Annotated in this window: 14 protein-coding genes; 7 read left to right on the top strand and 7 right to left on the bottom strand. The window is 67.0% G+C overall.

What is annotated here, in order from left to right:
- Positions 1 to 390 precede the first annotated feature (390 nt).
- Genes ACSYAO_RS11640 through gspH form a run of 3 tightly spaced genes read right to left on the bottom strand, consistent with a single transcriptional unit; the run spans position 391 to position 1,807 of the window.
- Positions 391 to 1,005, bottom strand: coding sequence for a prepilin-type N-terminal cleavage/methylation domain-containing protein (locus ACSYAO_RS11640; protein WP_049462478.1), 615 nt, complete (start codon positions 1,003 to 1,005; stop codon positions 391 to 393).
- The gene (gspI, locus tag ACSYAO_RS11635) at positions 1,002 to 1,364 is read right to left on the bottom strand and encodes a type II secretion system minor pseudopilin GspI (RefSeq protein WP_032128115.1); all 363 of its coding nucleotides are present in this window, start codon (positions 1,362 to 1,364) and stop codon (positions 1,002 to 1,004) included. The genes ACSYAO_RS11640 and gspI overlap by 4 nt, the downstream gene beginning before the upstream one ends.
- Complete coding sequence (gene gspH, locus ACSYAO_RS11630) at positions 1,361 to 1,807, bottom strand: type II secretion system minor pseudopilin GspH (RefSeq protein WP_049462512.1); 447 nt, start codon at positions 1,805 to 1,807, stop codon at positions 1,361 to 1,363. Before gspH ends, gspI begins: the two co-directional genes overlap by 4 nt.
- Positions 1,808 to 1,911: 104 nt before the next feature.
- Here gspH and ACSYAO_RS11625 point away from each other — a divergent pair, with 104 nt between their 5' ends.
- Entirely contained in the window at positions 1,912 to 2,376 is a 465-nt protein-coding gene (locus ACSYAO_RS11625) for a general secretion pathway protein (RefSeq protein WP_180862749.1), read from the top strand.
- A gap of 130 nt (positions 2,377 to 2,506) precedes the next feature.
- Here ACSYAO_RS11625 and ACSYAO_RS11620 read toward each other — a convergent pair whose 3' ends face one another.
- The gene (locus ACSYAO_RS11620) at positions 2,507 to 2,842 is read right to left on the bottom strand and encodes a hypothetical protein (protein WP_049462479.1); all 336 of its coding nucleotides are present in this window, start codon (positions 2,840 to 2,842) and stop codon (positions 2,507 to 2,509) included.
- A gap of 201 nt (positions 2,843 to 3,043) precedes the next feature.
- Between ACSYAO_RS11620 and ACSYAO_RS11615 the strand changes: the two genes are divergently transcribed.
- From ACSYAO_RS11615 to ACSYAO_RS11590, 6 genes are all read left to right on the top strand, one after another.
- The gene (locus tag ACSYAO_RS11615) at positions 3,044 to 4,660 is read left to right on the top strand and encodes a ShlB/FhaC/HecB family hemolysin secretion/activation protein (protein ID WP_049462481.1); all 1,617 of its coding nucleotides are present in this window, start codon (positions 3,044 to 3,046) and stop codon (positions 4,658 to 4,660) included.
- 38 nt (positions 4,661 to 4,698) lie between these two features.
- A complete protein-coding gene (locus ACSYAO_RS11610) occupies positions 4,699 to 6,483 on the top strand; it encodes a DUF2341 domain-containing protein (RefSeq protein WP_049462483.1) in 1,785 nt (594 codons plus the stop codon).
- 10 nt (positions 6,484 to 6,493) lie between these two features.
- Positions 6,494 to 6,907, top strand: coding sequence for an ExbD/TolR family protein (locus tag ACSYAO_RS11605; RefSeq protein WP_005409874.1), 414 nt, complete (start codon positions 6,494 to 6,496; stop codon positions 6,905 to 6,907).
- 39 nt (positions 6,908 to 6,946) lie between these two features.
- Positions 6,947 to 7,612, top strand: coding sequence for a cell envelope integrity protein TolA (locus tag ACSYAO_RS11600; protein ID WP_049462486.1), 666 nt, complete (start codon positions 6,947 to 6,949; stop codon positions 7,610 to 7,612).
- Between the two features lie 42 nt (positions 7,613 to 7,654).
- Entirely contained in the window at positions 7,655 to 9,400 is a 1,746-nt protein-coding gene (locus ACSYAO_RS11595) for a putative porin (protein WP_049462487.1), read from the top strand.
- Between the two features lie 98 nt (positions 9,401 to 9,498).
- Entirely contained in the window at positions 9,499 to 9,828 is a 330-nt protein-coding gene (locus ACSYAO_RS11590) for a hypothetical protein (protein ID WP_005409871.1), read from the top strand.
- A gap of 131 nt (positions 9,829 to 9,959) precedes the next feature.
- On the opposite strand, the gene ACSYAO_RS11585 is transcribed toward ACSYAO_RS11590, so the two are convergent.
- The 3 genes from ACSYAO_RS11585 to ACSYAO_RS11575 form a co-directional block, all read right to left on the bottom strand.
- Complete coding sequence (locus ACSYAO_RS11585; protein ID WP_049462489.1) at positions 9,960 to 11,354, bottom strand: ABC-F family ATP-binding cassette domain-containing protein; 1,395 nt, start codon at positions 11,352 to 11,354, stop codon at positions 9,960 to 9,962.
- Positions 11,355 to 11,480: 126 nt separating this feature from the next.
- The gene (locus tag ACSYAO_RS11580; protein ID WP_032129425.1) at positions 11,481 to 11,870 is read right to left on the bottom strand and encodes an OsmC family protein; all 390 of its coding nucleotides are present in this window, start codon (positions 11,868 to 11,870) and stop codon (positions 11,481 to 11,483) included.
- 115 nt (positions 11,871 to 11,985) lie between these two features.
- Positions 11,986 to 12,627 carry a hydrolase gene (locus tag ACSYAO_RS11575; RefSeq protein WP_005409869.1) on the bottom strand — a complete coding sequence of 214 codons (642 nt, stop codon included), beginning with the start codon at positions 12,625 to 12,627 and terminating at the stop codon, positions 11,986 to 11,988.
- Between the last annotated feature and the right edge of the window lie 53 nt (positions 12,628 to 12,680).

Below are 12,680 nucleotides of genomic sequence, written 5' to 3'. Positions count from 1 at the left end.
GGACGGCACGGAGGGCAGGGAGCGGCCATCAGCGGTGAGGACCACCGACACAGCGCCGCCGGGTGCAGGAGCGCACCCGGCGGCAGGCTCGGCAGTGGACCCACGCCATGCGTGGATGGCTGGGCCAGCTTCAGTGCCGACCAACGGTCGGCACCCACCGGAGCGGGCTTGGTAGTAGATCCACGCCATGCGCGGACGGCTGGGCCAGCTTCAGTGCCGACCAAGGTCGGCACCCACCGGGTGGGCTCGGTAGTAGATCCACGCCATGCGTGGATGGCTTGGCCAGCTCCAGTGCCGACCAACGGTCGGCACCCACCAGAGCAGGCCTGGCAGTAGAAGCCGCTCGGCAGTAGATCCACGCCATGCGTGGATGCGTTGCAGGAAAGCGCCCTAAAGCTCCAGCACCCGCCGGTAACTCAACGGCCCACGCCCATCGCGCAGGCCCAACCGCAGTTCAAGTCCGGTGGCCGGCAATACCTCGCCCTCGCTCGGCAACACGGCCCATCCCGTTCCAGGCTGCCACGCCCGCACCTCGAACCGCTGCACATCGCGCGCCACCGCAATGCCCTTCGACGGATCCGGTGCGGGCAGGGGATACCGGTCCGTAGCCGCACCACTGGCCCGCCACAGCGTGCTGCCCTGCCGCCACCAGCGCACCCGCTGCCAGTGCAGCCCATCGCTGCCCACGCTGCGGGTGATCTCCAGCGCGAAGCTGCCATCCGGGTGCCGCTCGCTCACCAGCGACGGGGGCAGCAATCGCTGCGGACGATCTGCCGGGCGCACCGCGCCATTCATCAGCGCATCGTCGGCACGCATTTCAATATCGCGCTGGAACTGCTGCAGCACGCGCAGCGCCGTCGTGGTCCCGGCATCGGCCTGGCGCAGGCGCTGGTCGCTGCTGGCCACGCTGTCCAGCGCACGCCAGCAGATCAGCGCCAGCACGCCCATGATGGTGATCGCGATCATCACCTCGATCAGGGTGAAGCCGCGTGCGGCGCGCCTCATTGCGCCGCCGTCCACGGCAGCTGCATCCGCGCCAGCGACTGTCGCGGTGCATCTTCGGCCACCACGGTCAATTCCAGTTGCGGCTGCCCGTCACTGCCAGTGCCCAGATGCTGCAGGACCAGAAAGCTGCCGCGTCCCTGCACACAGCGCTGCCGCGCATCCTGCGGCGGCTGCCCGGCGAGGCGCAGCTCCTGCCAGCGGTCCTGTGCACACAACAGCGCCAGGCGACGGTCGCGCAGCCGTGACTGATCGTCGGTCGCCACTGCCACCGAGCGCATCACCGCAGCCAGTGCAATCGATACGATCGCCAGCGCGATCAACACCTCGATCAGGGTGAATCCGCGCGCCGTCTGCTTCACTGCACGACCTGCAATTGTCCGCTGCCATCATCACGAAGACGCAGTGCGCGGCCGTCCAGCGACAGTCCAAGCTCCCAGGCGGTACCGATCCACTCCGGGCTCAGCTCGATGGCGTTGGTGGGCTGCACCGCGATGCCTGCAGCCTGCCACTTCTGTGGACGCAGCAGATCATCGCGTTCAACGGTGACCCAGCGGCTGCCTTCGAGGCGGCTGAAACGATAGCCGGCTGCGTCGGCCTGCCAACGCAGGGGGCGGCCATCGATGCGGGCCTCGTCGCGCGCCACCTGCAGGCGCTGCGCCAAGCGTTCGCCTTCCTGCCGCAGCTGGCGCGCGGGGTCGAGCAGACTGCCCAGGCCCAGGCCGATGCCTGCCGTGCAGATGCCGATGATCACCAGCACCACCATCAGTTCCAGCAGGGTGAAACCACGCGGGATGCGTCGCATCGACATTGCCTCCTGTCCCTTGCCGATGCGTGCCAGCGTAGGCCCGCATGATGAAACAAAAGCGTCAGCCGCACCTGCTAGCGTAGGCGGACACGAACGTGGCGATGATGTGGAACATGGACGGCAGGCGCTGGGATCGGAATCGGATGTTGACCCTGCTGGCGGCGACGCTGCTGCTGGCCGTGGTGGCCTACTGGAGCGTCACCCTGTCTGCGGTGGCGCCAGCGGCGGCCGCGAGCGAAGCGCATGCCGAGGCGCCGGTACGGCCGATGTTCGATGCAGTGGCCAGCCTGCCGTTGGTGCGGCTGCTGTCGCCCGGCGCGGTGCAGACCGAGGTGGTGGTGCTGGGCGTGATGGCGGGTGACCATGCGCCATTGGCCCTGCTCTCGGTAGATGGACGCCCAGCGGAAGCGTATGCGCCCGGCCAACGACTCGGACCCTGCACGGTACTGGCCAGCATCAGTGCCAGCGCAGTGGAACTGAACCAGGCCGGGCAATCGCGCAGCCTGCCGGTGCCCGCGCTGCCACCGGTGCCAAGCGATGGCATCGTGCCCGCCGGCTCCCTGTAGAGCCGAGCCCACGCTCGGCTGCGTCTGGAAGAACAGTCGAGCAAGGCTCGACTCTACAAAATCCAGTGGAGCATGGCTCGACTCTACAGAATCCTGCCGAGCGCGGGCCCGGCTCTACAGCTGCGCAGGCTCAACGCGCCGGACGCTGCGGTTCCACCGAACGACCAAAGGCATCGCCCATGCGCTGTCGTGTGCCTTCCAGGTTGTACTGCATCAGCTGGTTGCCCGGCTGCCGCATCAGGCGTTCGGCTTCAGGCAGCGCCGGTGACTTCGCCGATTTCGGTGCCGGGGCCAGTTTGCGTTGCAGGCACTCCCAGGCGGGGATGCGCTCGCCGTTGACCTGTACTTCGATGCAGGGTGCGGCATCGTCCTGCTTCTTCGTCTCTCCGGCCCAGGCCGATGGCAACGCCAGCAACAAGGCAAGGGCGAGGGCAGGGCGAAGGCCCGCCTTCAACGACTCACCCATCTTGAATCTCCTGCGAAAACCGACGCTCAGCAATGAAGACGTATGGCGAAGACAGTGTCCGCCTGCAACTGTTCCGGCGCTGTCAAAAGATGACAGCACTGTCACAAAACTATTGGCGGTTTTGACGCGACGTACACGTCCTGTTGATAGACCCACGCGCCGCTCCCTGGCCACTCCCTTCGATACGACGCGATGCCTTCGATGACTCCTGTTCCGTGCCGAGCCGTCCGCCTTCCGCTGCGCCTGCATCCGCTGGTGCTGGCTCTGGCCGCGATGCCGCTGCCATTGTTCGCGCAGGACGCGGCGCCTGCGCCCAGCGTGAACATCAATGAATACATCGTGCGCGGCAACACCGTGCTCGATCCGCGCCAGATCGAACGTGCGGTGGAGCCGTTCCTCGGCCCGGGCAAGACCCTGGCCGATGTCGAGAAGGCGCGCGATGCCGTCAATGCGCTGTACCAGCAGGCAGGCTACCAGTCGGTCTACGTCGAGCTGCCCGAGCAGCAGGTCAGTGGTGGCGTGGTGCTGCTGAAGGTGCAGCAGACGCCGATCGGGCAGCTGCGGGTCGTAGGCACGAAGCACGAATCGTCCGAACGCATCCGCGAACGCGTGCCGGCACTTGCCGAGGGCAAGGTGCCGGACTTCGACCAGGCGCAGAAGGAACTGACCGCGCTGAATGAAGGTGGACGTCGGCAGGTGATGCCGCTGGTGCGCGAGGGTCAGGTGCCGGGCACGATGGATGTGGACCTGCAGGTCGAGGAGAAGTCGCCGTGGCGTGCCAGCGCGGCGCTCAACAACGACCACAGCGCCGACACCGAGAAGCTGCGCCTGAGTGCATCGCTGGCCTACGACAACCTGTGGAAGCGCGGGCACAGCGCCAACATCGGCGTGTACCTGGCGCCGGAAGATACCAAGCAGGCCAAGGTGTTCTCGGCCTCGTACATGATGCCGTTCGAGGGCACGCCGTGGAGCCTGGAAGCGTCCGGCTACAAGTCCGACAGCCGCGTGCTGAACGCGGGCGGACAGGTCGGTACCGGCACCGGAACCAATGTGATCGGCAACGGCCATTCGATCGGTCTCAAGCTCAACTATCGACTGGCCGGCAGCAGCCAGTGGTGGCGCCAGCTCAGCCTCGGCGTGGACTTCAAGGACACCGAGGAAGACACGCAGATGGGCAAGGAAAGCCTGAAGACGCCGCTGAAGTACGCGCCGATCACCCTGGCGTTTGTCGGTGTGCGCCAGGGCGAGCAGGATCAGTTGAGCATCAACACCCAGCTGGTGGCCGGCACCCGCCGCCTGTTCGGCTATGGCAGCGATGCCATCGGATTCGGGCAGAAGCGCTACTGGGCGGACCCCAGTTTCATCGCGTTCAAGGCCGATGTGGCCAACACCCACACCTTCGGCAGCGATTGGCAGTGGTACGCGCGCGGCTCGCTGCAGGTGACCGACGCACCGCTGGTGTCGGCCGAGCAGTTCGCCGCCGGTGGCATGTACACCGTGCGCGGCTATCTGTCGGCCGAGGCGATCGGCGACTACGGCGGCCTGGCCAGCCTGGAATGGCGTACCCCGGCGTGGTCGCTGTGGAGCGGCACGGATCTGCGCGTCTACAGCTTTGCCGACGCCGCCTACCTGCGCCTGCGCCAGCCGCTGCCCGAACAGCGTGACAAGTACAACCTGGTCTCGGTCGGCCTGGGCGCGCAGCTGCGCCTGGGTGAGCACCTGCAGCTGCGCCTGGACTACGCCTGGCCCTATGCCGATGGCCCGGTCACGCGCAAGGACGACCCACGCCTGCATTTCAACATCAGCACCAGTTACTGACCCTTCCCTTGAACATGCGTTCTCCGGAGACCCTTCGCATGGACCGTTTGCTTTCCCGAGTGTTGCTGCTGCTGGCCGCGCTGGTTGCGTTGCCTGCTGCTGCGGCCGATGCCAATTGGTGGCAGGCCGAATGGAAGTACCGCAAGCCGATCACCGTCGATGCCGGCCCGCAGGGCGCGGGCCTGGCCGGTGACCCGGGCCGCACGCCGCTGCTGCTGCGCCTGCATACCGGCAACTTCGGTTTCGACGGTACCCAGGACGCGGGCAACGACCTGCGCTTCGTGTCGGGCGATGGCCGCACCGTGCTGGCCCATCAGATCGAACAGTTCGATCCCAAGCTGGGGCTGGCCCTGGTCTGGGTGGACGTGCCGGCAGTCAGCGCCGCCGCGCCGCAGACGATCTGGATGTACTACGGCAACGAGAAGGCCCCGGCCAGCGGCAACGGCCAGCAGGTGTTCGACCCGGACTACACGCTGGTCTACCACTTCGCCGAAGCCAATGCGCCTGCACGCGACACCACCGCCTACGGCAACAATGCCGGCGCCGTCGTGCCGCCGTCCGAAGGCGCGGTGATCGGTCGTGGCGTGCAGCTGGGCGCAGGCCCGCTGCCGTTGCCGGCCAGCGCCTCGCTGGCACAGGAAGCGGGCGCGCCGTTGACCCTCTCGGCCTGGATCAAGCCGGGCAGCAACAATGCGGCGCAGGCAATCTATGCCCGTCGCGATGGCGCCTCCGAGCTGGTGGTCGGTATCGAGAACCGGGTGCCGTTCGTGCAGCTCAATGGCCAGCGCAGCACGCCGGCACAGCCGATTCCGGAAGGGCAGTGGGCGCACGTGGCACTGACCGCGGAGAAGGGCGCGCTGCAGCTGTACCTCAACGGCCGTGTAGTGGCCCAGCTGAGCGGCGAGCTGCCGGCGATGGGTACCGCGCCGGTGGTGGGCGCCGATGCCCCGGGTGCTGCACAGCCTTTGGCCAACTTCGAAGGCGCTCTGGATGAGCTGCGCATCTCGCGGGTTGCACGTCCGGCGGCGCTGCTGCTGGCCGACGCCACCGCGCAGGGCGCCGATTCACGCCTGATCAGCTACGGTGCCGACGAGCAGTCGGCCGGCCAGAGCCACTTCGCCTTCATCCTCAAGGCGATGCCGTTCGATGCCTGGGTGGTGGTCGCCATCCTTGGCCTGATGATGCTGCTGTCGTGGGCGATCATGATCGCCAAGAGCCGCCACTTCGGCCGTACCAGCAAGGCCAATGCGGTGTTCACCGAGAGCTTCGGCAAGCTGTCCGGCGTGCCGCTGCGTACCCTGTCGGACATGGATCGCCAGGGCAAGGCACCGACCGCCATGCACGATGGTTCGTTGTGGCGCATCTACCAGGTGGCCATCGACGAAATGCAGCAGCGCCACCAGCGCGACGGCAACAGTGGCTACCTGAGCGGCGCCACCATCGCCGCGATCCGCGCCTCGATGGATGCGGTGATGGTGCGCGAGCAGGAAGCGATGGCGCGGCGCATGAACTGGCTGTCCACCACCATCGAAGGTGCGCCGTACGTGGGCCTGTTCGGCACCGTAATCGGCATCATGCTGGTGTTCGTGGTGGCGGCGATGGCCGGCGCGGTGGACATCAACTCGGTGGCGCCAGGCATGGCCGCGGCGCTGCTGTGTACCGCTGCCGGCCTCGGCGTCGCCATCCCGGCACTGTTCGGCTACAACTACCTGGGTGCGCGTGCCGAAGCGATCGGCGCGGACATGGCGGTGTTCATCGACGAGTTCGCCGCGCGCCTGGCCGAAGAGCAGGACGGGCGCGGCCCGGCCGCGGTCCAGGGCTGAGGGGCGCGCCATGGGCCAGAAGGCGAAGTTCGGCATCAAGAAGCGCGAGAAGGGCATCAACGTAACGCCCTTCGTCGACGTGCTGCTGGTGGTGCTGGTGATCTTCATCCTGACCAGCAACGCCTCCATCCCCGGCATCGAGGTCAACCTGCCGAAGGCCAGCAACAGCGTGGCCCTGGAAAAGCCGAAGACCAAGGCGATCACCATCGACCCCAGTGGCCAGGTGTTCCTGGATGCCTACCCGGTGACGATGGCCGAGCTGGAAGACCGGCTGCGTACCGAACGCGCGACCACACCGGATTTCCCGGTGATCGTGCGCGGTGATGCGCAGGTGCAGTACGCCCGCGTGGTCGAGGTACTGGACCTGCTGCGGCGCCTGGAGCTGGCCCAGGTCGGCCTGGTCACCGGCAAGGCGCAGGGCTGAGGCATGACGGCCCATCAACCCCCTCGGCCGGAGCCCGGCATGCGCGGTCGCCAGTTGCTGGTGACCGTGGCACTGGTGCTGGCCGCGTTGCTGGTGCTCGGCATCGCGGTGTGGTGGCTGTTGTTCAAGGACACCGCCAGCACCCGTCGGCCGGTGGTGCAGCCGCCGATGCTGGCGCTGCCACCCCCTCCGCCGCCGCCCCCGCCGCCCCCGGAAAAACCACCGGAGCCGGAGACGCCGCCGGAAGAGACGATGCCCGAGCCGGAGCCGCTGGATCAGCCGACGCCGGCCGAAGAGCCGACGCCGACGCCGGACAACGCCGATCCGGTAACGATGAACGCCGATGCGCAGGCCGGTGGTGACAACTTCGGTATCCAGTCCGGCAGTGGTGGCGGTTCGTCCGGCGTTGGCCGTGGTGGCGCCGGCAACGCTACCTACGGCCGCTACCTGGGCTACCTGATGCAGCAGGCGATCTCGCGCGACGACAAGGTCAAGCGCCTGGCGTTCCAGCTGCAGGTGAATGTGTGGCTGGCCAACGACGGCCGCCTGGAGAAGGTCGAGCTGGTACGCGGCAGTGGCAACGAGGAGGCCGACGCGGCCGTGCTCGATGCCCTGCGTCGCATCGGCAAGGTTGACCAGGCACCGCCGCCGTCACTCGATTTCCCCGCCCGCGTCCTGATCCAGGGCCGCCGGCCCGGGGCCTGATTCCCGACCTCCGTGATTTCCCTTCTTTCGATGAGAACCGTGATGAACGACCACGTCCGCGCACGAACCGACTCCCGCCGCCCGCGGCCGGCCCGACGGGCGCTGCTGTGCTGCGCCGTGCTGCTCAGCCTGGCCGCCCCGGCCGGTGCGATGGCCGCCGAAACCACCATGGTCAAGCTGATCAAGGGCCTGATCGCCAGCGGTGCGCTGAAGCCCGAAGATGGCCAGGCATTGCTGGTGCAGGCCGAGGCCGAAGCGGCGGCCGCACAGCGCACTGCAGCCACGGGCAGCACCGCAGCGAGCGGTGGCGTGGCACTGGAAGCCGGTGACGTGCGCGTGCCGTACGTACCGCAGAGCGTGCGCGACGGTATCCGTGACGAAGTGCGCCAGGACGTGATGGCGCAGGCGAAGTCGGAAGGCTGGGCGGCACCCAACGAAGTGGCCGAGTGGACCAAGCGCATCAAGGTCACCGGTGACATGCGTGTGCGCAGCGAGTCGCGCTTCTACTCCGAGCGCAACAGCGACATCGTGAGCAACTGGTCGTCGATCAACGCCGGCAACGGCTTCGACACCAACACCAATACCAACCTGCAGTTGCCGCCGCTGCTGAACACCCGCCAGGACCGCCGCAACCTGTGGCGCATCCGTGCCCGCCTGGGCATCGAGGCAACCATTGGCCAGCACACCACGGCCGGCGTGCGCCTGGCCAGCGGCAGCAGCAATGGCCCGGTGTCGACCACCGAGCAGCTCGGCGGCGGCCTGAGCAAGAAGGACGTGTGGCTGGACCAGGCCTGGCTGGCCTACAGCCCGGCGGACTGGGTGACGGTGCGTGGCGGCCGCTTCGGCAATCCGTTCTGGACCAGCGACACGCTGTTCTCCAGCGATCTCAACTTCGATGGCCTGGCCGCGAACCTGAAGTATGACTTCGATGGTGGCGACCTCGACCTGTTCGGCAACCTCGCGGTGGTGCCGCTGGAGTACACCTCCGACAGCTCGCCGAGCCAGAGCAAGGTCAAGACTCCGAACGAGAACAAGTGGCTGTCCGGTGCCCAGGTAGGCGTGAACTGGCGCTTCAACGATGACAACGCGCTGCGTGCCGCGCTGGGCTACTACGACTTCAAGAACATCAGCGGCCGCCTGTCCTCAACGTGCTCGCTGTATTCGGGCGCGGTAGGCTGCGACACCGACTGGTCGCGCCCGGCGTTCATGCAGAAGGGCAACACCCTGATGCTGATCCGCAACATCGCGCGCAATCCGGTGGATCCGGCCGGTACGCCGACCCCGCAGTATGTCGGCCTGGCCTCGGCCTTCCGCCTGGCCACGCTGAACCTGCGCTGGGACACGCAGCTGGCGCAGGGCATCGGTCTGCGCCTGGATGGCGACTACATCCGCAACCTGGCCTACGACAAGCAGGCCATGTTCAGTCGTGCCCAGAACGGCATCGTCAACAACTACGGCGCCGGCGATACTGTCGGCATCGATACCTTCCGCAGCGGCGACACCGCCTGGATGCTGCAGGCCACCTTCGGTGCCACCGAGCTGAAGGAGAAGGGCCAGTGGCAGGCACTGCTGGGCTACAAGCACATTGAGGCCGACGCGCTGCCCGACGCCTACAACGATCCGAACTTCCACCTGGGCGGCACCAACGCCCGCGGTTATTACGTGGGCGGTGCCTACGCGCTGGACGCGCGCAGCTGGATCAGCGGCAAGTGGATGGCGGCCAAGGAAGTGTCCGGTGCGCCGCTGTCGATCGACGTGTTCCAGCTGGAGTTCAACACCGGCTTCTGAGTGGCGGGCGTGATGCGGATCACGTAGTGCGTGGCGGGGGCGCAGCGATGCGCCCGTCTAAGGAAAGGAGACCACGCGTTGTTCAAAAGGAGGAGTGGATGAGCCGTCGCAAGCTGTTCGAGAGTCCCGAACCGTCCAGCCAGATGCTGGGTGTTGGACCGGCCTATGTTTCAGTGGAGGGCCTGCGCCAGCACCTGGCCGAGTTCCTGCTGTATGCGGGCCGGCCGGTGGTGATCATGCGCGGGCGCAGCGAAGTGGGCTATTTCCTGCCGGCGCGCTGCTGGCGCCAGCGTGACGATGATCCGCTGGCGGCGGCTGCCGCCGACCAGCTGCTGGATGCGGCCGGTTTCCAGGCCGAGGACATCCAGCAGGTGGAGCAGGAATTCAACGCGATGCGCCAGCGCACCGTGCTGCATTCGCGGCGCTGAGCCTTCCGTAGAGCCGGGCCCATGCTCGGCTTTTCGGGCGGGTGCACGCGACGTTGGCAACAGCCCCTGCCGTTGCCTTCGGCTCTACAGTAGATCCACGCCGTATGTGGATAGGCCACACTCGGCCGCAGCTACAACGCCAGCACCTGTCCCGGTTCCAGCGCCTGCAGAAACGCGTCGTCATGCGACACCACCACCAAAGTGCCCGGGAACATCCGCAGCACCTGCAGCAGGTGCATCCGCAGCGTCATGTCCAGGTTGTTGGTTGGTTCGTCCAGAACCAGCAGCGCTGGGGGCTTGGCCGCCATCAATGCCAATGAAAGCCGCGCCCGTTCGCCACCGGACAATGCGGACACGGGCGTCTGCGCCGTGGCATCGCCGCGGAACAGGAAGTCGGCCAGGTGCAGCCGGCACTGGGTCTGGCTCCAGTCCGGCATCTGGGCAGACAGCGCCTGGAGAGGCGTGGCCTGCATCGGCAGGTCCCGGTAGTGCTGGTCGAGCAGGGCGATCTGATCAGCTGGCGGCAGCAACCAGTCACCATCACGGCGGATGCTTGGGTCGCCGCACAGCGCGCGTGCCAGCGTGGACTTGCCGCTGCCGTTGTCACCGGTGATCGCCAGGCGATCGCCGACATCCAGGCGCAGATGCAGTCCACCCAGCACCGTTTCCGTGGCATGCGCCACGCTGGCGTCGGTCAGCTGCACCACCACTCCCTCACGTCGCCAGCCGGCCGGCAACGCGAAGGCAGGCTCGATGATGGTCTCCCGCTGCAGGTCATTGCGACGAGCCACGATGTCTTCCTGCTGCTCACGGATCAGCAGTTGCTTGCTGCCGGCGGTGGTATTGCCACGGCCGAGCTTGGTGGCTGAACGCACGCCGCCCCACTTGCGCTGTTCCACCTTGCGCACACCGCGTTCCCGCGAGCTGGCAGCGCGCTGCTGTTCGCGCATCAACGCCTCATGGGCCTGGCCGCGCTCCTGATCCAGCTGGCGCAGCTGCCGGTCGCTGGCCTCGCGTCGCTGCTGCAGGTCCGCCCGATAGTCGCGGTAGCGGCCGCCGAAGTGGCTCACGCGCCCGCCACGTATGTGCCAGAGCTCATTACAGAGCGCATCGATCAGGGCTTCATCGTGGGTGGCCACCAACAGCGCGCCATGGAACTGGCGCAGGCGCGCGATCAGCGAGCGGCGTGCACTGCGGTCCAGGTGATTGCTGGGTTCATCGAGCAGCAGTACGTCGGGCTCGGCATCAAGCGCGCGGGCGAGCGAATGGCGCATCTGCTCGCCGCCGCTGCGAGAGGAGTCATCCGGTACGTGCTGCGGCACGTAGGCGATGCGTGCGCCATCGCGCCGGATGATGGTCCCGCCACTGGGCACCAGAGTACCGGCCAATATCTGCAGCAGGCAGCTCTTGCCGCTGCCGTTGTCGCCGATCAGGGCGATGCGGGCACCTGAGGGCAGGTGCAGGTTGACGTCGGCCAGCAGGGCGCGGCCGTTGAAATCCAGATCCAAAGCATGGGCACGTAACATCGCGTGCGGTCCTCCTGTTGCTGCGCGCTCACTGCATCCGAACGCGGACGCGCAGCTTGGAACAGGGGCGAGGCCGGAACAAGCGAGGAACCGGCCAAGATCCGCCGCAGGTGGGCCAGACCTCCTTCAGCCGCGCTCACTGGTGATGCGCGCACCTTCGCGCATCACCAGCGTCACCGGGGTCTTTTCCACCACCTCCAGCAACCGCTGCCACTGCGCATCGCTCAGCTCGGCGCTGGCATGCAGCACGCGGTGCACGTGGAAGCGTCCATCTTCGTCGCGTTCCGAGCGCAGCTCGGCATGGAACTCGCCCAGCTCCCAGCCCTTGCGTTGCGCATACATGCGCAGAGTGATGGCGGTGCAGGCCGCCAGCGAGGCCAGGTACAGATCGAAGGGCGCGAAGCCCTTGCCCTGACCGCCCAGCGAGGCGGGCTCGTCCGCATCCACATCAAAGCTTCCATTGCTGATGTGGTGCAGGTAGTTGTCGCCGGTCGAAACAATGCGCGCGTAGGCCATCGGAGTCTCCATCTGTCTATAGCGTCGAGCCATGCTCGACCAACCCACTGTAAAGTCGAGCCGTGCTCGACTGCTCCAAAAGGCGGCGCCAGCCAAGGCCAGCGCCGCCACGAAATCACTCGGTACGATCGTACGAGAACTGGATGCCTGCCGTACCACCGGTTTCGATGAAGAGGTTCATGAACGCCGGCACCGTTTCTGAGCGGGCCCAGTCGCGCTGCAGCTCGCAGAACAACTGCGGCACGCTGATCAGCTGGCCCCCGGCCTGTTCGATGCGGCGCAACGCGGCATCATGCGCCGCCAGCGAAGTGCCGCCAACGGCATCGACCACCACGTACACCTCATAGCCTTCCTTCAACGCATCCAGGGCCGGGAAAGTCAGGCAGGCTTCGGTCCACAGTGCGGTCATGATCAGCTTGCGGCGGCCGGTGGCCTCCACCGCCTTGCGGAACTCGACGTCTTCCCAGGAATTGATGGTGGTGCGGTCGTAGGTGGGGTAGTCGCCCAGCACCTTGCGCAGCTGCGGAATCGGCGGCTTGTTCAGGCCGGTCTTGACGTTGACCGTCGAATGCACGATCGGCAGACCGTAAGCCACAGCGGCCTTGGCGGTGCCGACGATGTTGTTGACCAGCAGCTGGCGGTCCATCGAGGCGATGGAGTTTACCTGCACCGGCTGGTAGTCGATGATGATGAAGGCGGAATTCTGCGGGGTCAGCAGGTGGTCGCTGGCCGGGTCGCGGATCGGTTCACTGGACATGGTGGGTCTCCGGTTGGGAGGGGGCCGGCGGCTGGCCGGCACCCCGGGGGCAG

Origin of the sequence: Stenotrophomonas sp. STK16_22, assembly GCF_051984505.1 — a bacterium.
In the GTDB taxonomy this organism is placed as follows: domain Bacteria; phylum Pseudomonadota; class Gammaproteobacteria; order Xanthomonadales; family Xanthomonadaceae; genus Stenotrophomonas; species Stenotrophomonas maltophilia_A.
This window is presented reverse-complemented; position numbering and strand designations above follow the sequence as displayed.